The organism is Acinetobacter bereziniae LMG 1003 = CIP 70.12 (assembly GCF_000368925.1).
Lineage (GTDB): Bacteria > Pseudomonadota > Gammaproteobacteria > Pseudomonadales > Moraxellaceae > Acinetobacter > Acinetobacter bereziniae.
Map to the genome: position 1 here is coordinate 1214307 of NZ_KB849755.1, position 25748 is coordinate 1240054.

The window sequence follows — 25748 nt, forward strand, 5'->3', positions numbered from 1 at the left end:
AACTACAACTTTTTAATGATGCACATAGGCTTGGCTTAATGAAAAATTTAGCACTGCAACTTAGCATAGGATTGATCACCATGCTTCCATTGAGCATAAAAGCAGAATTAATTGTACTTGCCTCACCACAAAGCCATGATAAATATTATTCAAAAGTCATCGATGACATTTTTGATTTTCATGTCGATTATGCGAAAAAAATTATTCAACATGGTGATAATGTTGTAATTTTAACCGATCAACAGCTTTATCCAAATTATGTCAAAGCTTTGGGAAAACAGCATGTTGCTATAGCGCCAATGCAAGATATTTGGATGCGTGATTTTAGTAGTGCTAATCCCAATCAACCTATTCTTTTTCGTTATACAGCAGCAGGACAAGGTGGAGGCAAAAAAGCTCAAGCCATTTCCGATGATGTTCAAGCAGACTTTAAAGCATATAGTCAAAAAGCAGGACTGCAATTTATCCAAACTCCATTACTGAACGATGGCGGTAATTGGGTTGAAGATGGTTATGGGAATGTGGTGATCAGCACTAAATTTTTATCTGATAATCATTTATCTGAAACTGCTGCACGGCAAAAACTCATTCAACTGACGGGTGCAAAACATATTGCATTTATTGAAGCAGATGAACAAGGTGGCTTAGAACATGCAGATGGAGTAGTCAGCTTTATCGAAAAAGAAACAGTTGTCATCAACGCATATCCAGAAGATCTTGACTATTCGAAACAACTCAAAGCAGATTTGCAACGAGGTATTCCCAATATCAAGATTCATGAGATTGTGACGCCTTATGATGGCAGCCAAATTTACGATGAAAAATTTGGTTCCGCTTGTGGCTTATATACCAATATGCTGGTAACTCCTGAACGGATTTATTTTCCACAATTTGGGATCAAACAGGATGCTGTTGCACTGCAACAGATTCGCCGACTGACCAAACGAACCGTTATTCCTGTGCAATCCGCTCAAGTCTGCAAAATGGGTGGTGGTGTTCGGTGTATGTCATGGCAGTTGAGAGGAAAAAATGCGGAATTGATGTCTAAATTTTTAATCAAAGCACCTTAACGCTTAACCAAGACTACAGACCATAAACTAAGATCTACCTTGTTGTTAATATTGATATTCATCTTTATAACTTTGAGGAATTTGATATTGATTGCCATCAAATTTTAATGTGAAACGTTGTTGGTTGAATTGATGATTCACCTCTTGGCATTCCTCAGCGACTATTTGCATCTGATAACGTTTAATTTTGCTATTGACCAGAATGTCGGTATATTTTTTGGTTTGATTTTTCTGCATCACTAGCGTAGAAGTACGCTCTTCTGCATCCGCATTACAATCCATATCTGTTTCTGCACGATCTCGGGTGACAATCAAACTGTCCAAAATTTGCTTTTTATTTTGCAGATCATATAAATTTAAAAGTTGCATGGAAAATGGATTGGGCTGTGAATGCCCTGAATAATTCAATCTCAATCCCAATGCACGATTTGATTCAGTGACTTTATAATTTGCTGTATCCAACTCAATTGAATCCAAACTAATTGCATCAGAAACCATAGGTTCAGTAACACGATAATGATCTACAACCTTTAAGTTTTCAGGCTTAAACTTGATTAAATCCAAATAATATTCACCTTCTTCTGGACGATCTTTAACAGAAATCCACTGAGCATAAGCCATAATCATCGTTGAATCATCAACAGGGTCAGATTTACAGTGAATCAATGACTGTTCAGCCTTCGTAATTTTGGCTTGTTTCAAGACCTTGTTGACCACTTGATGATCATCACACAGACCAGCATAAGCAGCGCCACTTAAAACAAAAGATAAGCCACTTATTTTAAATATAATTTTTTGCATGCGTATCTCATATAACATAAGTGTATGGACAGATATTTATAGATAGATCAATTGCTACTAGATGTATTTAAATAAAGTAGCTTCAATTACTTCACTTTCATCTTGCGGATCATCTTATACAAAGTTTTAGGAGACAAGCGAGATACCCACACCCCCAACTTTTCTTTAGCTCCACCGACTACAATATATTCTTGACCATTTAAAAGTGCTGAAACAGTTTGCTTTGCAAAATCATCAGCTTCCAAGCCATTTTCAATTGCTTCATCTTGATGTGCTTGTGGCTTACCTGCCCCATTTAAAGCATTAAATGAAACGTTGGTTTTCACAAAACCAGGGAAAATCACCGAAACTTTTACCCCATCCTGCGCCACTTCAGCCCGTAGACTGTTTGCCCACATATGAATAGCCGCCTTTGCCGCGGAGTATGTTGCACGATATTGTGTTCCTAACAGCCCAGCAACACTTGAGACATAAGCAATTCGTCCTGATTTTTGAGCAATAAATGTAGGTAATACCAATTTAGTCAAAAAAACTTGTGAAAAATAATCAATTTCCATGATTGCACGTTCGGTCTGCATACTGGTTTCTGTAATCAATGCTCTTTGACTTAAACCGGCATTATTGATCAACAAATCTATACACCCTTTTTGATCAAGGACCTGTTCATAAGCATGACGAACTTGTGCTTCATCAGTAATATCCATTACTACGGAAAGATGATGATCAGGGTGAAGCAAACTCACACGAACTTTTTCCAGCTCTTCCAAACGTCTTGCACTTAAGATCACCTGCGCACCCTGCAATGCACATTCCGCAGCTAAAGCTTTACCAATACCTGATGATGCACCCGTAATCCAAACCACCTTTCCATCTAAACTTTCCATGTAAATACGCTCTTGAATAGGACAAATAAATATTAGACCACGAGGCAGGTCAAATCAATCAGACATCTTTATTTAGACTTTAAGCCTCAACCAAAAACTTACTAAAATGTTTCGCATAATGTTGAGCTTTTTCAGGGTGACTTGGATTATATTCCTCACCTACTTTTTCTAAGCGCTTATACCCCGTACTGGTGATCATATTGATTACTCCATTTAAAGTCTTATCAACGACAAAATTAAATTTTAACAATGTCTTAGGATCACGGATAAACTCAGATACGCCTAGATCAATAATTTTAACTAAATTTTTTAAGGTTGCTGGTAAAGCATGCGTGTCACCAGCAATCACTTTTTGGATATTACTGCTCGCTTCTTCTCCAAGATGGCGATCTAATTGGTAATACATTACCACCTCGCTAGCCTCTGAATCCTCAAATTTTTTAAGAATATGATTTGCTACTGGTTTTAAACGATCATTACTAAAAAAGGAAATCGACCAAGGCATATATTTTTTAAAAGCCCCTTCGATTTGAGAAAAAATTTGTTCAGCCTCTTTCAGCTTTTTTTGACCAGTTGCATCTAATGTTGGGTTATTACGCTGTTCTTCGAGTAAAGCTCCAAAAACTTGATCTAATACTTGGCAAGACATATCCGTAAACACATTGCCCAATTGTTTTGCCAAATCCCGCTTTTCCCCATTATTTAAATTTTGAGTAATACTTTTCAACTCTTGATAAGTGTGTTGTTTGATTAATAAATCAATTTTATATTGCATTGCACTACGCCCTGTTGTTGTTTTATCCGACTAGATTTGATCTTAACAAAACCATATAAATGTTGCATTGTCTTTAAATACTCTCACCGACATCGCAACTCAATAAAATAATGTCAATAAATCAATAATCTAAAAAAACATTTGTAAATGTGACCGAGTTAAAAACTTTTATTTTCCAACATTTGTCATATTTTTTAGCAAAAAATTCAATCAAAACTAAGATTATTCATATTTAATTTATTCAACGTAAATACTCCACAACAGGATTCAACATTCCTGAAGAATATTTGCTACAATGAATGCAATTTTTTACTTACTTTTGATCTGTTTTTACTATGACTGATTCAGCGCAAAACATTGCTACGACCTACGATCCTACCGAGATCGAGAAAAAATGGTACAAGACTTGGGAAGAGAAAGGTTATTTCCAACCTTCTCGTAAAGGCGACTCATTCTGCATCATGATTCCGCCACCGAACGTCACAGGTAGCTTGCACATGGGTCATGGTTTTAACAATGCCATCATGGATGCTTTGACACGTTATAACCGTATGTCTGGTAAAAATACCCTTTGGCAACCAGGTACTGACCATGCAGGTATTGCGACGCAGATGGTGGTTGAACGTCAATTGGCTGCCCAAGACATCAGCCGTCATGACCTAGGTCGTGAGAAATTCATTGATAAAATCTGGGAATGGAAAGAACAATCTGGCGGAACAATTACCCGTCAAATTCGCCGTCTTGGTTCATCTGTAGACTGGTCACGTGAACGCTTTACCATGGATGATGGTCTTTCAAATGCAGTTAAAGAAGTATTTGTAAAACTGCATGAGCAAGGCTTGATTTATCGTGGAAAACGCCTTGTTAACTGGGATCCAAAACTACAAACTGCGCTTTCTGATTTAGAGGTTGAATCTGATAAGGAAGAACAAGGTTCATTGTGGCACTTCAAATATTTCTTAGAAGATCAATCATTACGAACTCAAGATGGTAAAAATTACATCGTCGTTGCAACAACACGTCCAGAAACTTTACTTGGTGATACTGCCGTTGCTGTTGCACCAGATGATGAACGTTATGCGCATCTTGTCGGTAAAAATATCATTTTACCTATCACAGGTCGTGCGGTTGCGATTGTTAAAGATGAATATGTGGACAAAGAATTCGGTACAGGCTGTGTAAAAATCACCCCTGCACACGACTTCAATGACTATGAAGTGGGTAAACGCTGTGAACTCGCAATCATCAATATTTTCAACAAAAATGCCGAAATTTTGGCTGAGTTTGAATATATTGCCAAAGCAGGTGAAGCGATTTCTAAAACGATTCCTGCACCAGCAGACTATGTCGGTTTAGAACGTTTTGCTGCGCGTAAAAAGTTAGTTGAGCAAGCTGAAGCGGAAGGTTGGTTAGAACAAATTCAGCCTTATACATTGAAGCCACCTCGTGGTGATCGTTCTGGCGTAATCATTGAACCTCTCTTAACTGACCAATGGTATGTAAAAATTGCACCTTTGGCTGAACCTGCAATCCAAGCAGTAAAAGATGGTGAAATCAAATTTGTTCCAGAGCAATACAGCAACATGTATATGGCTTGGATGAACAACATTCAAGACTGGTGTATTTCACGTCAACTCTGGTGGGGTCACCGTATTCCTGCTTGGTATGATGCTGAAGGCAACATTTATGTTGGTCGTTCTGAAGAAGAAGTTCGTACGAAAAACAATATCGCGGCTGATATTGAATTAAACCAAGATGAAGATGTACTCGATACATGGTTCTCTTCAGGGCTTTGGACATTCTCAACATTGGGCTGGACCGGCGATGAAGCGAAAGATAAAGAAAACTATTTCTTAAATACGTTCCATCCTACAGATGTTTTGGTCACAGGTTTTGACATCATTTTCTTCTGGGTTGCCCGAATGATCATGATGACCATGCACTTCATGAAAAATGAAGATGGTACACCACAAGTTCCATTTAAAACTGTGTATGTTCACGGTTTGGTGCGTGATGGTGAAGGTCAAAAAATGTCTAAATCTAAGGGGAACGTACTTGATCCTTTAGATTTGATTGATGGTGTAGATCTTGAAACTTTAGTACAAAAACGTACAACAGGTTTAATGAATCCTAAACAAGCTGCCAAGATCGAAAAATCAACTCGTAAAGAATTCCCAGAAGGTATCCAAGCTTACGGTACAGATGCGGTTCGTTTCACATTCTGTGCACTTGCCAATACGGGTCGTGATATCAAGTTCGATATGAAACGTGTTGAGGGCTACCGTAACTTTGCCAACAAAATCTGGAACGCAACACGTTTCGTGATGATGAACTGTGAACAACAGCCGATTGGTCAGGAAGTCCGTCAAGATCTTTGGGAACTTCCTGAACAGTGGATTGTCAGCCGTTTACAAAAAGCAGAAGCTGCTGTTCAACAAGCGTTTGCGACCTATCGTTTAGATTTGGCAGCACAAGCGATTTATGAGTTCATCTGGAATGAATACTGTGACTGGTATGTAGAACTGACTAAGCCTGTTCTGAATGATGAAAATATATCGACTGAGCGTAAAGCTGAAGTTCGTCGTGTTCTTCTTTCGGTAATGGAAGCATCTTTACGCCTTGCGCATCCAATCATGCCATTCTTGACTGAAGAAATCTGGCAAACACTTGCACCAATGATTGGTCTCCGAGGCGAAACCATCATGTTGGCACAATATCCTGTACCAAATCCTGAACGTATCAACGAACAGGCTGAAGCAGACATGCTTGGATTACAAGGTTTGATTGGTGCGGTACGTAATATCCGTGGTGAAATGGGCTTAGGTAATGCCCGTTTATTGCCAGTATTGTTGCAAAACACAACAGATGCCGAAAAAGCGCAGATTGCACGTATTGAACCATTGTTTAAAGCATTGGCTAAAGTTGAAAGTATTACTTTCCTAACAGATGCTGAACAACCGCCATTGTCATCGTCCTCTGTTGTGGGTCGTATTTCTGTATTTGTTCCAATGAAAGGTTTGATTGATCCTAAAGCTGAACTTGGGCGTTTGCAAAAAGACTTGGATAAAGTGCAAAAGCAACATGATCAGATTGCATCTAAACTTGCCAATAAAGGTTTTGTGGCGAAAGCGCCTGCTGCAGTTGTTGAAGGTGAAAAAGCCAAACTCACTGAGTTTGCTGATCAATTGGTGAAAATCAAAGCCAATATGGAACAAATTGCGGCGCTTTAATTTAAACTTGTAATTTTATCTTAGAAGAAGGAAGCTTAATTAAGCTTCCTTCTTTTTTGAGTAGAATAATCATGGTTATTCAAAAATTAAAACAACATTTCATCAATCAAAATTTACGTATCAATCAGCCGGCGACACTGTTAAAAATAATAAAATTCGAACAAAAATACGAGGTTAAACTTCCACAAATTTTTAAAGAATATTTTATTCAATGGTACAGGTGAAGCCAATTTTGGTGATGAGGGCTATTCGTTCTTTTCTTTAACTGAATTTAAACCGACAAAAGACTTAAAAGGTCTTGAAAACTTTCCTCATGCCAATTGTTTTGTATTTTCAGAATTCTTACTCTGGATAACTACTTATGCCGTCAAACTAGATGAATATGGCAATGAATTAGGCATTTATGAAATCTGTAACACGCACAATAAGGTTTGTAATCATTTTGAAGAATTTATTTTACTCATAATGAATAGTGATTTAGCAACACTTGATCAATGATGTTTTTTTAACCAAAATTTAACAATTTCATATCCATTTAACTTAAAGATCAATTCGCAAAATAAAACGAATTGATACACTCTAATTTTTTCAAGAATTACCCTCACCCTAGCCCTGTCCCATAGGGAGAGGGGAACTTTGATTACTAATTGAATAGTTATTTGATACCCAATACTGGCTAAGATCAGGTTTCTCTCACCTCCAAAGAGAGGGCTAAAGAGAAATAACTAAAAATATCTGTATAAATTCCAACACCTCAATCTTCCCCAAAATGTGAAAAGAACACTCTTTAAGAATTTAATATTTATTTGATACGAAATAGAGTTCCCTCTCCTATCAGGAGAGGGTTAGGGAGAGATGTCTTTAAATTCAATACAGATATTCAAAAAATCCTCCTATACTACCTCACTCCGATTCAATACATCATCATTCCAATAACGAATAACTTTAAGTCCCAAAGCCTCTAAAAACTGAGTTCTTCCATTATCACAAGCTACGCCTACATCTGTATTATGCTGACCACCATCCAACTCAACCACTAAGCTCAATTCATGACAATAAAAATCGACGATATAAGGCTCAATCACATGTTGACGACGAAACTTTAAATTCATAAATCGTTGAGCTCGTAAAATTTGCCACATGAGATGTTCGGCATCTGTGGCATCGTGTCGCATAGATTTATGCGTATTCTAATAATTTTGGGTTTAGCTTCAATTTATTTTCCCCCTCCCTAGCCCTCCCCCCACAGAGAGGATAATTTCATTGTTCATTAAATAATTATTATATACACAATGGAGATCCCTCTCCTTTTAGGAGAGGGTGGAAGTATGCTCTTTCAATATCATTCCAAGAATACATCAAAGCAAAATCACTATTCCTTGAGTTGATCCAAAGCTGTCCCCTGTACAGGATTTCTTTTCCAATAATAAGGTTGAAAAAACCGCAGCAACAAACGCCACGGTGTCATCCAGACGATACGCGCATTGCGCTTATTATTTTGGCTTACACGTTTTGCCAAATAACCACACACTTGCTCAGGTGGGTCGATCACAAACATAAATAGCCATTTCATTTTGTGCCAGTTTTTAACTTCACCTTGCTGCCAAGAAGAAATCAACAAATCTGTTGCCACCATTCCAGGGCTTAAGGTACCAATCAAAATATTGCTTTGCTTGGCTTCTTTATTTAATGCATGATTTAGATAGGCAACTGCCCGTTTACTGGTTGCATAAGGCGTCATTCCTGCACTCCATTCACCACGGCTACCCCAACCTTCCATATTAAAAATTTGCCCAAAACCTTGTTGAGTCATACCTTTTAATGCCACTTGTGAACCCAACATCGTACCAAGTACATTGGTTTTAATCACATTTTCTATGTCAGTATGAGTAATGTCTGTAAAGGCGCTTGCTGCATTACACGTACCAGCATTATTGATCCAGACATTAACCTGACCAAATTTTAAAATTGTTTCATCCCATAATTTTTGGAGATCTTCATAATGAGCCACATCACAACAGACGCCACAAATTCGCTGAGCTGAATAACGTACCCCTAAATCAGCAACTACTTGATTGAGTTGAGTACTATTCCGTGCTGAAATCATGACTGACCAACCCAGCTTTAAAAAAGCTTCCGCTAAGCCTAAACCAATTCCACGAGTTCCACCGGTAATCACGATAGATAAAATTTGATCAGAATTTGAAACAATCAAAATATTCTCCACTGACCTGTTCAACCAAGCTAAGTAAATGTGAATTAACAACCATACAATCTAAGCTCAATTTAGGACATTTGACCTGACAGAAGCAATTTTTAAGATAGAATCTGAGGTATCGAAAATAAATAAATTACTTAAATCACATGAATCATCATTTTTTTCTTGGAACTTTAATCATTTTTCTTGTTGGGTGTCATGAAAAGCCTGCCACGTCAATAGAAGATAAAGCAACTGGTCAATAATATCTTTTCCGCAATAAGGATTTTAATTCCGCTCTATCACTAAAAATTTCTAAAGCACGCTCTGCTCTTTCAAGATTTTTTTTGATGATCAATACATCTTTATCAAATTTTTTATATAAATCTTTTACTTTAATCCTACCTAGTGAATGCATATCGATATGGTCATTCCAATCGAAAGAGTAAATAATATCATCAATTTTAGACTGAAGTTCTTCAGCTTGTTCTTCCAAGTTAATATTGTAAAACTCTAATTGTTCTTTAGCTAAATTATTAAATTTTTCTACACTTGCGGTAAACTCAATTTGATATTTGAGTAAAGCAAATAGATCCTTGTTTTCATAAGCTTGATTAACACGCTGTAATATTTCCGTTTTCTCAATTTTTCTCTCTTCATTCTGCTCGCGATCAGGATGAATCAAAGACGCAATTTTCAAATAAATATTTTTAAATGACTGGTTAGCTTTTTGTTTAGCCAATGCTCTTTTCTCAGCTAATTTCTTTTGCTTATCCTTTTCGTTTTTCAATTTTCTTTCATAATCATCTCTATCCGTTTTATTTAATTGCTTTAAAAACTCTTGCTCACGATCTTTTTCCATTTTTTCATGCAATTTTTCTATAAAATCATCATGATCATATAAATTAAATTCAAAATCAAAGTAATCAGACTCAACACCTAATTTGCTTGCCATCATTTCAATGAAAGCACGTTTATTAATTTCGTCTAGCCGCTCGGCTGTCAATTCTTCTTGGTCTACTATATTCATTTCCTCGAGCTGATGTTCTTTTATATCCGCTTTAAAAAATTCATCTTCAGATATTTCATAGCTAGATAATATCTTTTCAACTAATTCAAATTGCTTTTCAGAAAGTGTATCCACAATCATCAATTGACTAGCAACGGACTCAATCAAATCATCTAATCTCAAAGCTTGGGTTTTAGCCCATTTTGTTTCTAGTTTATGTTTCCACAATATTTCCAATTGTTGGAACATTATTTGGTGTAATTCAGCATATTTAGGGAGAATCTCACCACTGGCACGTTTTTGTATATCATTTTGTGCATGCTCCCATTCACTTAGCAACACTTTAAGCTGTTCGACTTTTTTAATAAGACGATTAAATTTTTTTTGCTTTGGAGAAAGATTCTCAGAATTCTGTTTCAAAAGAACATCTAATTTTAAGCTCATGGGTCAATATAAATAGGAAAATCGACTTGAACTATAATATTTCTTATCTATTAGGGGAAGTTTATTTTAATAAATTAAAATAGAATCAACAACATATCAACCAAAAATTATGATAAGTTTTGACTTTAACCTATCTTTATTCAGAACGTAAGAAAATAAACTGTCTCCGATATAGTTGATACGGTTCAAAGCTTAGGAAATAAACATATTCAAATTATATAGTAGCTTCCTAAACCTTATAGGAAGATAATCCTCTTTATTCTTCATCGGCAAAAATCGCATTTGCACCAATTACTTTAGAAATTTTAAGTTTATTTTGTTCTTGCAAAATATAGATTTTTTGTTTGATTGAATCACTGGTGAAGCTTCCATTCAGGTTTAATACAATAGGGGCTTCACTCAATGAACCTTTGCCACGATACTCTTGATTGATATTATTGGTCGTAGCTTGATTCACAATCACAAAATAACCTGTAATACCTTGTGCTTGACCACATGCCAAGCTCTGTGGTGCCCAATCACCAAATTGAATAACAGAGTTAAAATGATAACCTTTATGTTCTAAGAAGTTTTTCTGTTGTGGCGTGGTGATTGGGAAGTTCAAAACTTTCTGTTGTCCTTTCCAGTTGATCAGCAATTGACTGGATGAACAAGAGTCCCGTATCTGCCCCGCACTTCCTGATTCTGCTCCATCTATTGAATCATCACATTGTGAAATGACTTGAAATGTGGCATCACCACAGTTCAGTACTTTAGAACGATAAGTTTTATATTGGGTAGTTTGAGCAAAAAGTGAATGAGATAAAAAGCTGAGTACAAAGCAACAGGTTACGGTTTTAAGATAATAACTGCAAAAATGAGAAATCATGCTTTTTATATTGATCATTAACATTCTTTAATTCTATATCAAATATTTACTTACAACTCTGAAAAATATCACTAAACCCTCCTAAGCACATGAAATTATTAATGATAAAAATTAAACTGAGTGTTGAAATTATTTTCAGCCTATATTAAACCTGTCATTACACAACAAAAGCTTGATTAAAATACATATTTTAAAAATAATGATAACCAAATCACAAAATAATTAGGTAAAACGATGAAAGATATCATAATTTTTATTTCAAGCATGCTGTCCATATTGTTGGCTCAAATGAGTCACGCCACACTTCCCAAAATACCTGAAGAAACCCAAATAGAGATTTTTAAAAGTGCAAAATTTAAAAAAACCAATCTAGGTTGGGAAAGCCGTTGTAGTTTAGGCAATATTTCATATTATGGTGATTTGAATAAAGATGGTCGCCCTGATGCAATTGTGGTAGATGGTGGTATTGGATGCTATGCCGACACAGGGATTGGATTTTATATTGTCACTCAACAAACTGATCGGAAATGGGTTCGAATTTTTAATAGTCGCGGTCAACCTGAATTTCTTTCAACTTTAGGTAGACATGGTTGGCCAGATATTGCCATCAATGATGGATCAAAATGTTTTAACGTGTATAAATGGAGCGGACAAAAATTTGAAAAGGATCGTTTGGAATACAAAAACAAAGCATGTTCAAGCCCTACAGTGCAAAAGTAAGACTCTTTTTTGAATTTCATTGATACAACTGATCGGATTGTTTTTAAGTGCGAATTTTATTTTTAACACTCAACATTCAACTATAAAAATTAACTTAATAAATATCAATGTCTTAAAAATTAAGCCATGTCGTGTTGTTGCATCAACTTAGTGCAATAATTCCAATTTAGTGCAGGCTTTTGCTTTATATCGAGTCTTAATAATATTTTGAATTTTTTGATCTATTTTTTCATACAGTCAGATACTTCACGAATAGATTTGCTTGGTTATACTTGAACCAATTTGTGACATATAGCACCAAAAAGAATCGTATATGCAAAACGTTGATCTTCTCTTTCTTTTGCTTGGCGCAGTGCTTGTACTCGCTATGCATGCAGGATTTGCTTTTTTAGAATTGGGAACAGTTCGTCATAAAAATCAAGTCAACGCACTCAGTAAAATCATTACTGACTTTTCAATCTCAGCAATCGCCTATTTTTTTATTGGCTATTATATTGCTTATGGGCAGCATTTTTTCCATACAGGCACCACGCTATCCGCTGAACACGGCTACAATTTGATGCGTTGTTTTTTCTTGCTAACCTTTGCTGCTGCTATTCCTGCAATTGTTTCAGGTGGTATTGCAGAGCGTGCAAAAATGCGCTCTCAAGCCATTGCTACGCTTTTTATTGTCGCTTTGGTTTATCCCTTCTTTGAAGGCATTGCTTGGAATGGCAACCTTGGATTGCAAAAATGGTTAGCAGATACATTTGGTGCAGGATTTCATGATTTTGCTGGTTCAGTGGTTGTTCATGCTATGGGTGGATGGATTGCATTGGCAGCAGTTTTACTCCTCGGTGCACGCAATGGGCGTTATAAAAAAGATGGACGTGTCAGTGCACACCCACCATCTTCAATTCCCTTCCTGGCATTAGGTTCTTGGATCTTAATTGTTGGTTGGTTTGGCTTTAACGTGATGAGTGCTCAACGTGTTGATGCCATTTCAGGTTTAGTTGCGATTAATTCACTGATGGCGATGGTCGGCGGTACACTTTCTGCAAATTTCTTTGGCAAAGAAGATCCTGGCTTTTTACATAATGGTCCATTGGCTGGCTTAGTTGCAATCTGTGCTGGTTCAGATGTCGTTCATCCAATTGGTGCGCTGCTCATTGGTATCTGTGCAGGTTTTATTTTTGTCAAATTGTTCACTTATACACAAAACAAACTTAAAGTTGATGATGTTTTAGGGGTATGGCCTTTGCATGGGGTATGCGGTGCTTTTGGTGGCATTGCTGTTGGGCTATTCGGACAACAATGGTTGGGAGGAATCGGAGGCGTATCCATGATCTCACAAATCATTGGTACACTGCTTGCCATTTTGCTTGCGCTTGCAGGTGGATTTGCTGTCTATGGTATACTCAAAGTCACTATGGGTATTCGCCTATCGCAAGAAGATGAATTTCGTGGAGCAGATTTATCCATACATAAAATTTCAGCAAACTCTGAGGATGCGATGTTTTAATATTTAACATTTTATTCTATTTTTCATTTTTAGCGGCTTTCACAGCCGCTTTTTTATATTTTATTTAAATGACAATAAATTAATCTCCATGCCCATTATTTATCATCAATATTTCATTATGATGGATTGCTATTTTATGAGACTTTTTACTGAAATAATAAGTAGAATGATAATCACTTAAAGTTGAATCATTTTTATTATGAACAGACATCAAACTCGTCAGTTCTTTTAATGAGTTGGTTAATTAAGTCTGATTTAAGTTTATTTTTTTCTAATAGCAAACGATTAAAATGATTCAACTGAGTGATCCTTTTCATGCCTTTTTTAGAGTCGCATAAATTCTTTTTAAAAAACAGTTTATTATTGGGAATACTATTTTTAATATTATTATTCATGTTCCCGGTTGGTGGTGCAATTGATATGCAGTTAATCCACCCTTGGATAGATTCTGCTGGAAATTTTCCATTAAAAAATAACTGGTTTTTAGTAGAAATCAATCACAAATTGATTAAACATTTGGTCATTGGTTTTTTTGTCATTATCCTACTCTCATGGATTGCTTCTTTTAAGTTTGATCAACTCAAAGCCTTTAAATGGCAACTTGGTTATTTATTTTGGGTCAGTGTTTTATCTACTGTTTTGATTGGATTATTAAAATCACACTCAGCACATGCATGTCCATGGTCGATGACTGAATCTACTGCATTTGGTTATGTTTGGGATTTTTCTGCAACCCAAGGTCATTGTTTTCCAGGTGGTCATGCAAGTACAGGTTTTTCACTACTCACAGGATTTTTTGTTTTTAGAAAATCGAATCCTAAAATCGCCTATTTTTTCTTATGTTTAGGGCTTGTTCTTGGCTTTATTACAGGTTGGGGACAAATGATGCGTGGAGCACATTTCCTTAGCCATAATCTTTGGACAGGTTGGATTATTTATACGTTTAATTTATTGGTCTATCGTATTTTCTATAATAAATTTAGAACCGCAATCCAATAACAACTTTTCGTTATAGGGCAGAGTAAAACTTGAAGTGCGACATAAACCACCTAATTAATTTAAAGGGTTTATGGAGTATATAAAATTGTCATACCATCATCTTAACTTTGAAGATCGTACTGCATTAATGCTTGAGTCAAGAAAAGAAGGCTTTTCAGCCAGAAAATTTGCTGAACTCATTAAAAGACATCCTAGTACGATCTATCGTGAGCTTAAAAGAAATAGCATCAATGACGTTTATCAAGCTCGATATGCTTCTGATAACACCTTCGCTAGACGTAGACGTGGTCACAGAAAACTCAAAATCGATTCAATCCTCTGGAAATTTATTGTTGAAGCGATCCGTTGTTTATGGTCTCCTCAGCAAATAGCAAAGCGTTTAAAGACATTTCCTGATTTGGATCAAACAATGAATGTAAGCCATACAACGATTTATTCAACGATACGAGCATTACCAAAGGGTGAGTTGAAAAAAGACTTATTATCCTGTCTGCGTCATGAAAATAAAAAGCGAAAAGCTAACGGTGAACCTAAAAAAGATTCTATATTACAGGATATTAAAACTATTCATGAGCGCCCAGCCGAAGTTCAAGAAAGAAAAATACCGGGTCATTGGGAAGCTGATTTAATTAAAGGTAAAGACAATAAAAGTTCGATAGCAACACTTATTGAACGAAATACACGGCTCTGTATCTTGGCAACATTACCTGATGCAAAGGCAGAATCAGTGCGCAAGGCTTTAACTGAAGCTCTGAAATATTTACCTGCAGAACTGCGTAAAACGTTGACCTATGACCGTGGACGCGAGATGTCAGAACATAAAATACTCGAAGAAGATTTAGGCATAGATGTATATTTCTGTGACCCACATTCACCTTGGCAAAAAGGCACATGCGAAAATATGAATGGTTTAATTAGGCAATATTTACCTAAAGGGATTGATTTAAATCAGGCAGATCAGCATTATTTAAATCAAGTTGCCATGTCACTGAATACTCGTCCTAGAAAGGCGTTAGATTGGCTTACACCATTAGAGAAATTTGCTCAGCTTGTTGATTATCATATGGCTTTTGAAACTGTCGCACCTCATGTTTGAATTCGCCTAGGGTCAAGGTCGCAGGATGACTCTTTGGCTGTTCTAAATCATCATAAATTTTAATATTTATACATTATAGTCAATCTGTTAAAACGCATTGAGTAAAATATAATTTTTCTTAATCAATAAAATCAATGTGATAAAAATATTATTGAAAGATTTTAAACTTTCATTTTCACACTTTACAGCTAAAGTTTAAATAAATTTGCGCAGGTGATGCTTCACTTTTCTCAACCATTTTTTGTTCAACGGCATTCTTGCGCTGCAAACAAAACAGTGCTTTGTTTTGTTCACGCTCCTTATTCAACATAGCAACATCCATATCACCATTATAGAAAGACCGTCTATAACTCAACAATATAAAATAGAGACTCACTAAGGTTTCTAGTAATTTGTATAAAAACCATAAAGTTCATTGGATACGATCATTTTTAATTAATGAAAGAGATCAAATGAATAATTCAAAAGGCTGAAATTTTACAAAATTTAAATATTAAATTATTAAACTAATCTTAATTTTTACAATTTAATATATTTTGATTATACTCAAAACAATTTAGTAATGTTATGCGTGTAAATATGAGTAATTTTTCTAAATTTCTCCGTAATACCCTTAAAGCTCAAGACTCAAATATCCAACCATATCAATTGGATAACAGCAAAGTGTGGCTTAAAAAAGCTTCAGAACGACACTCTGCATGGATTTATATGCCATTAAAATGGGTTGCACGCATTCTTAATATTGAAGCTTTAACTCCAATTCCTAACTATGGTGGAAGTAAGTCAATTTATTGTGAAGTTCATCGTCTCACTGAATTACAGTCATTAGGTATTCCCACACCTCAGATTTTAGCGAATTGCTCTCAAGGTCTATTGATTGAAGACGCTGGTGATCAGGTCATGCAACTTGACCAAGCATTGATTAGAATGGAGGGCAATACAGCGAAAAAATTAGAATTCTTTCGTGAAGCAATTTCAGCAATTCAAGCAGTTCACCAGAAAGGAAGTTATCTCAGCGAAGCTTTTGCGCGCAATATTTTAGTCAATCACCACAAAGAATTTACTTTTATCGACTTTGAAACAGACCCAGGCGAAATGCTAGATCTAGAAACTTGCCAAATTCGTGATTGGTTATGTTTTATTTTTTCAACAGCATTCCGTTTCAATGATGATGAAATTGCACAAGCGTGTGATATTTTTATTGCTGAAATCTACCCATGCAAATCGAAATATAATGAAATCTGTCGAATTGGGAACAAACTCAATTGGGTTGCAAATTTTAGTTTAGAAAAATTAGGGAGTGATGGGCGAAGAATGCATAAATGCCTGACATTTTTCCAGTATATGAAAAAGAATGAACCACTTCCTTTGATTTAAAAGGACATGGTTCATTTATTGAGGAATTTGAGATTATTCGATAGGTTTAATATTGAGTTGAACAGGTACTTTAACCAAAACACTTAAACCGCCTAATTCCTCGCTGCGAGAAAGGAATAGCTCGCCACCCAAATGCTGTATGGCTTTATCTACGATCGACAAACCTAAACCACTTCCCACCTCTAAGTGATGATGCACACGATAAAAACGTTTTAACACTTTATCATACATCTCTGTATCTATGCCTGGACCACTGTCTTCAATTAAAACATAAGCAAAATCATGGATATCAGCAAAGACTGAAATATTAATCATTCCTGAGACAGGTGTATATTTAATTGCATTATCAATTAAATTAAAAATAATTGAATGAAGGCTATGTTCGACACTTTTTAACACAACAGTTTCATTACGTATAAAACCCAAATCAATATCTTTTTCCATCGCTAGATTCATCAATTGCTCGACGCAATTGAGTGCAACATCATTCAGTTTAAATTGCGTGACCTGCACTTCATGATTCAGCGAAGCGTCTTGTTTCGCCAAAGCAAGTAACTGCGTCACTAAATGCTGCATACGTGCTAAACCTTTACTGAGGTTTTTTAGATTTTCCTCTTCAGGAAATTGGCTCATTAAAATTTTAGTTTGTAAATTCAATGCTGTTATGGGAGTTCGCAGTTCATGCGCAGCATCTGCTACAAATTGCCGCTGCTCTTGTTGTGCTTCAGAAATCCGCTCAAATAAATGATTCATTTCCTGAATGGTAGGTAATAATTCTTCTGGATAATGCGCATTTTGAATCGCCACCAACGAATTAGAATCACGCTTTGCCAATTCAGATTTAAAGTCCTCTAAAGGTTTTAAGCTGCGGCGAATAATATAGACCAAGCCCAATAAAGCAAATGGAATAATCAACAAATAAGGCAAAAACATGCTTCCTGCAAGCTCTAAAGCCAAATGCTCTCTGACTTTTTCCTGTTGACTAATTTGAATCTGAAAGTTCGCTGTCGGTAAAATATAGGTAATCCATGTCCCATTTGCGGTCTCTTGACTATAAAACCCAGCTTTCTGCTTAGGTTCAATAATCACATGATGAGGGGTGTTTTGAACCTGTTGAGGGTTTGCATAAGACCAAACATCTATAAATAGATCCTCCTCATGATAGCGCTTATGCTCATCGAAATGGCTTTGAATAGGTCGAGGGTTAAGTTCAACCCGCTCCGCCAAATAAACCATTTGTGCATCAAGAATTTCATTAATTTCTTCTAAAGAAATTTTATAAGCTGAAAAAATTAATACGCAGCCCAATAAAATACTAAAGATAGAGGTATAACGAATTAAACGCTTTCTTAGAGAAAATGCAGTTCCCATATTATTCTGCTTTATGTGCTTGCCCCAAACGATAGCCTAAACCACGAATTGTACGAATAATATCTTTACCTAATTTTGAACGGATGTGATGAACATAAACTTCAATCGTATTGCTGTTGATTTCACTATCAAAAGCATACAATTTATCTTCTAAATTTGCTTTAGAAAATATTTTATTGGGATGCGTCATCAGTGGAATCAAAATTGCCCATTCTCGGTTAGACAGCTCAACTGGCTCACCTTTCAATGTTGCAATATGTTGTTCAACATCTAAAACAATCTCACCATTCTTTAACAGATTCGATGACTGCCCCATCACCTCTTTTGCAGCATCTCCAGAACGGCGTAATAGTGCATGAATACGCGCTACAAGCTCATCAAATTCATAAGGTTTAATCAAGTAATCATCTGCACCTTGGTTTAAACCATCAACACGATTTTGTAATTGATCACGTGCTGAAATAATCAGTACAGGTAAGCCTGAACGTTGACGAATTTGCTTTAAAACTTGCATTCCGTCCATCATTGGTAAGCCTAAATCGAGTAAAACCAAATCAAATTGTTTTTCTGAGATGAGTTTTAAACCATCTAAGCCATTATTGACCCATTCAACATCAAAGCCTTGGTATTTCAACAATGTTTTCGATGATTCTGCGATCATAAAATCATCTTCTATCATTAAAATTTTGGTCATGCTCTATGTCCTTTCAATCAACTGTTCACTGCACATTGGTGCAACATATTGTTCTTTTGATCAATCACCTGAGTTTGAATATTCAATAAACTCAAAAGACTTGGAAATAAATTATCTTGACTCAATTTTGCTGCTTTTTGTTGAGTTAAACAATTAATTTGTTTTGCAGATGCAGCTTTCCAGTTCTCTGAAAACCACATCAACATCGGGACATGAGTCTGTTGAGTAGGCGCAATTGCATAAGGTGCACCATGCAAATACATGCCACGCTCACCTGTAGACTCACCATGATCAGACAAATACCAGAAACCAGTTCGATAGTTGTCTTGCTGCTTTAAGCTTTCAATCACTTGATTCAAAATATGGTCAGTATAGACAATCGAATTATCATAAGTGTTGATTAATTCAGTTGAAGAGCACCCTTGAATCGCATTGCTTTCACAGGTTGGTTTAAATTTCTTAAATTCATTCGGTGCACGCTTGTAATAAGCTGGTCCATGACTACCCATTTGGTGTAAAACAATCAAATGAGGTTGTTTGTCATCTTTAGGTAATTGCTTGAGATATACATTTAAACTATCAACCAAAATACCATCTAAACACTCACCACCTTGACACCATTTCTTTTCTAATTCTTGAGGAATAACAAACTTCTCAACACGATCACAGGTACCTTTACAGCCTGAATTATTATCAATCCAAGTCACCTTATACCCTGCACGTTGTGCAATATCCAATAATCCTTCTCGGTGACTCGCAAGTTGCTCATCATAATTTACACGTGGCATACCTGAAAACATACAAGGTACTGATACAGCTGTTGCAGTACCACATGAGCTAACTTGAGAAAAATTAATAAGATCCGCCTGCTTAGATAGCTCGGGATTGGTATTTTTAGCATAACCATTTAACGCGAAACTTTCTGCGCGTGCTGTTTCACCCACCACCAAAACCATCAATTTGGGTTTATGCTGTAAAGCAATATCCTCAACGATATGTGCATCTTCACCATAACGAATCAAAGGCAAATTCTTTTTAGGTGCTTTTTTATGGAAATATGAAAGCGTTGAAGCCACTGTATTCTGAGGTGAAATCATACCTTTTAGATCACGATGCTCACGAAAAATAGCAGCATAATCGACATAGAATACAAATAATAATCCACCAATAACAGCTAAAGAACCCACAATATTAAGCCCTTTAAAAAGCACAATCTTGCTTATTTTTTCAGGTTTAATACGGATCCATAAAATCAAAAGAATAGGTAAAATAACAAAACCAAAGGTCCATGCAAAAAATTGAAAAGAGAGTAAGTCTGCAACTTCACCGGGATCAGTTTGCGCCATGTTCTGAATTTGATCAGGTGAAATCACCACACCCAATGAATTGACAAAATAGGCACTAAAACCACCAATAAATACCAGAATGATTGCAAAGAATTTTGCGGTCCATTTCCAATCTAAGAGCTGTAGTAATAGATTGTATAAAGCAATCAATACTAAAGCTGTAGCAATCAAAAAGAGCTGGGCTTTTATACCTTGATAAGGAGTAAGCGCTTGAACTTTGCCCAGAAAACCAAAGTTCAGGCATAGCCCTAACCAGACTGCAACAATAAAATTAAAGGCAGTGAGGGAAATGGAGACTTCTCGTTGTTTGATACGTTGTATTAAATTAGACATTACTGTAGCAATACTCTCTTCAATGACCTTAAGTTAAAAAATGAAGCTTAAATTGAACTTAAAAGCATTCTTTGAGTACCTAACAGCATTAATCTCAAATTTTAATCCCTTAAAATTTCTCATTATTTGAGAAATTCAAACTAGAATAAATATTTATAATGGTTGTTACATATTATTTTATAACCTAATAGATAATCAATTCTGCCCATTCAATTTGGATTGGCTCATTCTTCGGTGTCAAAAGAATGAGCCAATAAAAAAATCATACAGGAATTAATTTCTATACTTTTAAAATTGACAAAAAAGTAATTTTTGTCTTATCTAAATGTAATGTAAAATAATGACCTCTAAATCATAAATAAAATGCTATTGTTTAAGTTGATATTTAAATTCATTTTAAAATAAGAAAATTTAAAACAATAATCAATATCTTAATCGAGAATAATACTATTCATCTAAATAATATTACTTTTCACACATATTTCTCATCCAATATATAATTGGAATTAAACAAAGCACACCGATAAGTAAAATTAAACTTAAGAATTTTAAATACCCCAGTTGATCTCCAATCATTCCACTTACTGTATATAGGACTCCACTGATGCTTGCCATGATTGAAACTTGAAAAGTAAAATCAGTTCCAGCATATTCGCTTCGGCTATACTGCATTACCAAGGTTAAAATCACCACCAATAACATTGCAGCAAACATGTCTTCTAAAGCATTAATCAGATAAATTATCCACGGCGCAACAGGAACGGCTTGTTCATATAAAATTGCCAACCAAACGAAACCTGCTAAACTGATTAATTTCAAGACAGAAAATAACAATAAGGCTTGATGACGTTTTATTTTCTTTAATAACAATCCTGCCAACCCAGCGCCGAATAGTGCAGAAAATGCGCCCAGCATTGTAATGTAAATACCAATTTGAGAAAGGCTCAATTTCAAATCAACCAATAACGGTTTAGTGATTGGACCTGCAAATCCATCTGTAACTTTGATTGTGCAAAGTACAAAAAACCATGCTGTTAATTCTTTATTTTCAAAGAAATACCTTAAATAATCTCTAAACCATTCAAAGCGATCTATATTTGTTTGATGTGATGTCTTTTTGCTGGCAATACGTAGATGTTCAGGTTCTTGATAAAACCAAATTGGCAGTGTATTGCAAGCAACGATAGCGGCCAAAATAAGAAAAGTCATCTGCCAACTGAGCCAATCCATTGCCCATAAAATTGCTCCACCACCTACAATAAACCCTAGGCGAGAACCAATAACCTGAAACATATTACCAAAATGTTGCTGTTCTTCTTTTAATATTCTTACTGCCAAACCGTCAGTAGCAATATCTTGAGTTGCACCGATGCTATTCATACACAGCAATGCAATAAAAAACAGAAATAAAAACCGTGGTTCATTTAAAGATTGAATCGGTAAGAAAGATAAAATAACCAGAATGACAATGGTTAAAATCTGGGTGGGAATAATCCAACTACGATAATGCCCTGCTTGGTGATGTCCATAACGATCCACCAAAGGTGCCCATAAAATTTTAATTGCCCATGGTGCCATTAACAGTCCAAAACCACCAATATGAGCCAATGACACGCCTTGAGCACGTAAGACCACTGGCAACGCATGAGTCATAAATCCCACAGGTAAACCTTGAGCCCAGTATAAAGAGAATAACAATAAATAATGATATGGCATGCTAACTCGACTCAAGAATCATCAACATTGACTCACCTGCAATGATTGAACACTTTAAATTTGATATGTTGCTTTAATTTGCAAATTTTGTAATATTTACATTTTGCGGATATCCAATGGATGGATGTCTATGTTGTATTAAGCAAAAAATGAATACCAATACAAGAGCAGTCACATAAAAATACGATGTCACAGAATTTTCCAAATATACCCGATCAAGTGCCCCAGCGTGGCAATACCACCAGTCGCAATATATTTAAAAACCTTTACTTGCTTCAAGGCTGGGGTTTTGAGGGTGAGTTTCCGAACTTACCTAAAGCCGTGGTGTTTATTGCTCCCCATACATCAAACTATGATGGTTTATATGCCTTTCTTGCGATGTTAGGGATTGGTGTTAAAGTCACCATTTTTGGCAAAGACAGCCTGTTTAAAACGCCATTGAAATCTCTTTTTGAGTGGATTGGTGTTATTCCCGTTCATCGCGACTCTCCACATGGGCTGACACAGCAAATTATCAAAGTGATTCAACAACAGGAAAAAATCTGGATTGCAATTGCGCCTGAGGGCACCCGAAAAAGAGCAGAAAAGATTAAAAGCGGTTTTTATCATATCGCCATGGGTGCGGATATTCCAATTGCTGTCTTTTCATTAGATTATGAGAAAAAACGTATTCATTGCTTAGGCACACTACAACCTACAGGTGACTATGACAAAGATTTAGATGATATTTTAGCGCGTTTTAAAGGAAACTTTTCGCCTAAACGTCCGCATTTATTATCACTTCCTTTACAAAAACTATGGAAAAATGGCTAGAAAAAAAAGATGCAATCTGTTCAGATGTGCAGCATATATTTTTGAAAAAAGTAATTCCCATGCGTGTTAAACAACTTGGTTTTATAGGCTTATTGGGTCTAGCCCTCGTTGGCTGTGACAAGACAGCAAAAACTCCAACCCAAACCACAGCAATTAAGGCTCGTGAACCTGTTATTGCCATTGCGCTTGGCGGCGGCGGTGCAAAAGGTTTTGCTCATATTGGTGTACTTAAGGTTTTAGAATCTCATGGGATTAAGCCAAAAATTGTAACAGGCACCAGTGCAGGGAGCTTTGTTGGCAGCATCTATGCCAGTGGTAAAACCCCTTATCAAATGCAACAAATTGCCCAACAATTAAAAGAATCTGATTTACGTGATTTAACTTTAAATAGCCAAGGCATCGTGCTTGGTCAAAAACTACAAGATTATGTTAATCGCAATGTCGCCAATAAACCGATTGAACAGTTTCCGATTCGTTTTGCAGCTGTCGCAACTCGTTTAGACAACGGCAAGAAAGCAGAGTTTATTAAGGGTAATGCAGGTCAGGCTGTCCGTGCTTCTTGTAGTATTCCCAATGTATTTGTGCCAGCGACAATTGGAAACACCAAATATGTTGATGGGGGCTTAGTAAGTCCAATTCCAGTACAAACTGCGCGTGATATGGGCGCGGATATTGTCATCGCTGTTGATATTTCTGCTCGTCCGAGTGGTAGTCAGCCAATGAATATGTGGGGATTATTAGATCAAACCATTAATATCATGGGGCAACAAAGTATCAATAATGAATTGGCTCAAGCCAATATTGTGATACAACCTAAAGTTGGGCATTTAGGAACACTTGACCTTAAATCAAGTAATCAGGCAATTTTAGAAGGTGAAAAAGCCGCACAGGGTAAAATTATTGCAATTCAGAATGCGATCTCAAACTTTAAAAAATCCCCTGCTGCTTTAAAACCTGCGCCACGAGCAAAGTTTTAACTGGATCATGAAATACTTCGCTTCATCCTAATTGAATATAAGAATAAATACGTTTTTATATGCAGTATTAAAATGATCTGCTACATTGGTAGAGATGATTCGTCATCTATACCAATGATAATCACTAGGGTAGATTATGGACTTTATTTTTGAACCGTGGCATTGGTTTGTACTTGGCATATTGCTGATCTTATCTGAACTTATTCTACCTGCATTTGCTGCCTTGTGGTTTGGTATCGCTGCAGTTGTGGTCAGTATTTTGTTTTGGCTGTTTCCAAGTATGAGCTTTGCCTTACAAGTCGTGTGTTGGATTATCTTATCCATCATCTGTACTGTCGCTTGGTTTAAATTCGTCAAACCACTTTCTATAGATAAAACCAAAGCTGGGCTTCCGCGTGAAGCAACGATTGGACAAACCGGTATGGTCATTCAAACTGGACTCAGTCATGATCAGATTCGCGTGCGCTTTCCGATGCCTGTTTTAGGTTCTGATGAATGGAACTGCCGTACCCTATCACCTGTACAAGTGGGTGACCGTGTACGTGTGACAGATATTTTAGGTAATGATTTAGTTGTACAGCTACATTCATCATCTCAATAATGAAGAATAAAGAGGAAAATTAAATGGGTTTTGGTTCTATTGTTGTTTTAGTCTTATTTGTATTCGTTGCTGTAACCATTTTTAAGGGGGTTCGTATTGTCCCTCAAGGTTACAAATGGATTGTACAACGTTTAGGTAAATATCATTCTACTTTAAGCCCTGGCTTAAACTTCGTCATCCCTTATGTCGATGAAGTTGCTTATAAAGTCACAACCAAAGATATCGTTTTAGATATCCCGTCACAAGAAGTTATTACTCGTGATAATGCTGTTTTGGTGATGAATGCTGTTGCATATATCAACCTGACGACACCTGAGAAAGCAGTCTATGGTATTGAAAACTATACATGGGCAATTCAAAATCTTGTACAAACTTCACTTCGATCAATCGTTGGTGAAATGGATTTAGATGATGCTTTGTCTTCGCGTGATCACATCAAAGCAAAATTAAAAGCAGCGATTTCAGATGATATTTCAGATTGGGGAATTACCCTCAAAACTGTAGAAATTCAGGATATTCAACCCTCTCATACCATGCAAGCTGCCATGGAGGCTCAAGCTGCTGCTGAACGTCAACGTCGAGCAACAGTGACTAAAGCAGATGGTGAAAAACAAGCTGCTATTTTAGAAGCAGATGGTCGTTTAGAAGCATCTCGTCGTGATGCAGAAGCACAAGTTGTTCTTGCTGAATCATCTCAACGTGCGATTGAAATGGTCACCTCTGCCGTTGGTGACAAAGAAGTTCCTGTTGCCTATCTACTTGGTGAGCAATATGTAAAAGCGATGCAAGATATGGCGAAATCTAATAATGCTAAAACAGTTGTGTTGCCAGCCGACATTATGAATACCATTCGTGGTGTTATGGGCAGAAATAATTAACTCCCTCATCCCCAAGGTCAAAATAGGTAATCTTAAGGTTACCTATTT

General features: G+C 36.2%; 22 protein-coding genes and 1 pseudogene. 11 read left to right on the top strand and 12 right to left on the bottom strand.

Annotated features, from left to right (window positions below):
• Nucleotides 1-38 precede the first annotated feature (38 nt).
• A complete protein-coding gene (locus F938_RS07660) occupies nucleotides 39-1070 on the top strand; it encodes an agmatine deiminase family protein (protein ID WP_010590973.1) in 1032 nt (343 codons plus the stop codon).
• A 45-nt stretch (nucleotides 1071-1115) separates the two neighbouring features.
• On the opposite strand, the gene F938_RS07665 is transcribed toward F938_RS07660, so the two are convergent.
• From F938_RS07665 to F938_RS07675, 3 genes are all read right to left on the bottom strand, one after another.
• A complete protein-coding gene (locus tag F938_RS07665) occupies nucleotides 1116-1871 on the bottom strand; it encodes a PA3715 family protein (RefSeq protein ID WP_005030774.1) in 756 nt (251 codons plus the stop codon).
• Between the two features lie 86 nt (nucleotides 1872-1957).
• Nucleotides 1958-2755, bottom strand: coding sequence for an SDR family NAD(P)-dependent oxidoreductase (locus tag F938_RS07670; protein ID WP_005030776.1), 798 nt, complete (start codon nucleotides 2753-2755; stop codon nucleotides 1958-1960).
• 79 nt (nucleotides 2756-2834) lie between these two features.
• Nucleotides 2835-3530: a hypothetical protein gene (locus F938_RS07675; RefSeq protein WP_005030778.1), complete on the bottom strand. Its 696-nt coding sequence runs from the start codon at nucleotides 3528-3530 to the stop codon at nucleotides 2835-2837.
• 335 nt (nucleotides 3531-3865) lie between these two features.
• Here F938_RS07675 and F938_RS07680 point away from each other — a divergent pair, with 335 nt between their 5' ends.
• Nucleotides 3866-6760 (top strand): valine--tRNA ligase, encoded by a 2895-nt coding sequence (locus F938_RS07680; RefSeq protein WP_005030780.1) that lies wholly within the window; start codon nucleotides 3866-3868, stop codon nucleotides 6758-6760.
• An 893-nt stretch (nucleotides 6761-7653) separates the two neighbouring features.
• On the opposite strand, the pseudogene F938_RS07685 reads toward F938_RS07680, so the two are convergent.
• From F938_RS07685 to F938_RS07700, 4 genes and pseudogenes are all read right to left on the bottom strand, one after another.
• A pseudogene (locus F938_RS07685) lies at nucleotides 7654-7975 on the bottom strand (endonuclease domain-containing protein).
• 157 nt (nucleotides 7976-8132) lie between these two features.
• Complete coding sequence (locus F938_RS07690; RefSeq protein ID WP_005030783.1) at nucleotides 8133-8975, bottom strand: SDR family NAD(P)-dependent oxidoreductase; 843 nt, start codon at nucleotides 8973-8975, stop codon at nucleotides 8133-8135.
• 241 nt (nucleotides 8976-9216) lie between these two features.
• The gene (locus F938_RS07695) at nucleotides 9217-10410 is read right to left on the bottom strand and encodes a hypothetical protein (RefSeq protein ID WP_005030784.1); all 1194 of its coding nucleotides are present in this window, start codon (nucleotides 10408-10410) and stop codon (nucleotides 9217-9219) included.
• A 256-nt stretch (nucleotides 10411-10666) separates the two neighbouring features.
• On the bottom strand, nucleotides 10667-11278 hold the full coding sequence (locus F938_RS07700; RefSeq protein ID WP_005030785.1) for a hypothetical protein: 612 nt from the start codon (nucleotides 11276-11278) through the stop codon (nucleotides 10667-10669).
• Between the two features lie 234 nt (nucleotides 11279-11512).
• Here F938_RS07700 and F938_RS07705 point away from each other — a divergent pair, with 234 nt between their 5' ends.
• The 4 genes from F938_RS07705 (at nucleotide 11513) to F938_RS07720 (ending at nucleotide 15594) form a co-directional block, all read left to right on the top strand.
• Nucleotides 11513-11998 carry a hypothetical protein gene (locus F938_RS07705; protein WP_005030787.1) on the top strand — a complete coding sequence of 162 codons (486 nt, stop codon included), beginning with the start codon at nucleotides 11513-11515 and terminating at the stop codon, nucleotides 11996-11998.
• A 313-nt stretch (nucleotides 11999-12311) separates the two neighbouring features.
• Complete coding sequence (locus tag F938_RS07710; protein WP_005030789.1) at nucleotides 12312-13499, top strand: ammonium transporter; 1188 nt, start codon at nucleotides 12312-12314, stop codon at nucleotides 13497-13499.
• A gap of 315 nt (nucleotides 13500-13814) precedes the next feature.
• Nucleotides 13815-14498, top strand: a complete 684-nt coding sequence (locus F938_RS07715; RefSeq protein WP_005030790.1) for a phosphatase PAP2 family protein — start codon at nucleotides 13815-13817, stop codon at nucleotides 14496-14498.
• Nucleotides 14499-14568: 70 nt separating this feature from the next.
• Nucleotides 14569-15594, top strand: a complete 1026-nt coding sequence (locus F938_RS07720) for an IS30-like element ISAba125 family transposase (RefSeq protein WP_004994718.1) — start codon at nucleotides 14569-14571, stop codon at nucleotides 15592-15594.
• 175 nt (nucleotides 15595-15769) lie between these two features.
• On the opposite strand, the gene F938_RS24865 is transcribed toward F938_RS07720, so the two are convergent.
• Nucleotides 15770-15904, bottom strand: coding sequence for a hypothetical protein (locus F938_RS24865; RefSeq protein WP_005030791.1), 135 nt, complete (start codon nucleotides 15902-15904; stop codon nucleotides 15770-15772).
• A 269-nt stretch (nucleotides 15905-16173) separates the two neighbouring features.
• Here F938_RS24865 and F938_RS07725 point away from each other — a divergent pair, with 269 nt between their 5' ends.
• The gene (locus F938_RS07725; protein ID WP_010591295.1) at nucleotides 16174-16971 is read left to right on the top strand and encodes a BUD32 family EKC/KEOPS complex subunit; all 798 of its coding nucleotides are present in this window, start codon (nucleotides 16174-16176) and stop codon (nucleotides 16969-16971) included.
• Nucleotides 16972-17004: 33 nt separating this feature from the next.
• On the opposite strand, the gene F938_RS07730 is transcribed toward F938_RS07725, so the two are convergent.
• The 4 genes from F938_RS07730 to F938_RS07745 all read right to left on the bottom strand — a co-directional run bounded on the left by F938_RS07730 (nucleotide 17005) and on the right by F938_RS07745 (nucleotide 22431).
• On the bottom strand, nucleotides 17005-18342 hold the full coding sequence (locus F938_RS07730; protein WP_005030793.1) for an ATP-binding protein: 1338 nt from the start codon (nucleotides 18340-18342) through the stop codon (nucleotides 17005-17007).
• A gap of 1 nt (nucleotide 18343) precedes the next feature.
• Entirely contained in the window at nucleotides 18344-19036 is a 693-nt protein-coding gene (locus F938_RS07735) for a DNA-binding response regulator PmrA (protein ID WP_004828166.1), read from the bottom strand.
• 17 nt (nucleotides 19037-19053) lie between these two features.
• Nucleotides 19054-20715: a phosphoethanolamine transferase gene (locus F938_RS07740; protein WP_005030794.1), complete on the bottom strand. Its 1662-nt coding sequence runs from the start codon at nucleotides 20713-20715 to the stop codon at nucleotides 19054-19056.
• Nucleotides 20716-21180: 465 nt separating this feature from the next.
• On the bottom strand, nucleotides 21181-22431 hold the full coding sequence (locus F938_RS07745) for an MFS transporter (protein WP_005030796.1): 1251 nt from the start codon (nucleotides 22429-22431) through the stop codon (nucleotides 21181-21183).
• Between the two features lie 186 nt (nucleotides 22432-22617).
• Here F938_RS07745 and F938_RS07750 point away from each other — a divergent pair, with 186 nt between their 5' ends.
• From F938_RS07750 to F938_RS07765, 4 genes are all read left to right on the top strand, one after another.
• Complete coding sequence (locus F938_RS07750; RefSeq protein WP_005030797.1) at nucleotides 22618-23244, top strand: 1-acyl-sn-glycerol-3-phosphate acyltransferase; 627 nt, start codon at nucleotides 22618-22620, stop codon at nucleotides 23242-23244.
• 59 nt (nucleotides 23245-23303) lie between these two features.
• The gene (locus F938_RS07755; protein ID WP_010591294.1) at nucleotides 23304-24221 is read left to right on the top strand and encodes a patatin-like phospholipase family protein; all 918 of its coding nucleotides are present in this window, start codon (nucleotides 23304-23306) and stop codon (nucleotides 24219-24221) included.
• 136 nt (nucleotides 24222-24357) lie between these two features.
• Nucleotides 24358-24822 carry an NfeD family protein gene (locus F938_RS07760; RefSeq protein ID WP_004828157.1) on the top strand — a complete coding sequence of 155 codons (465 nt, stop codon included), beginning with the start codon at nucleotides 24358-24360 and terminating at the stop codon, nucleotides 24820-24822.
• Between the two features lie 23 nt (nucleotides 24823-24845).
• Nucleotides 24846-25700 carry an SPFH domain-containing protein gene (locus tag F938_RS07765; protein WP_004828156.1) on the top strand — a complete coding sequence of 285 codons (855 nt, stop codon included), beginning with the start codon at nucleotides 24846-24848 and terminating at the stop codon, nucleotides 25698-25700.
• The last annotated feature ends 48 nt before the right edge of the window (nucleotides 25701-25748 follow it).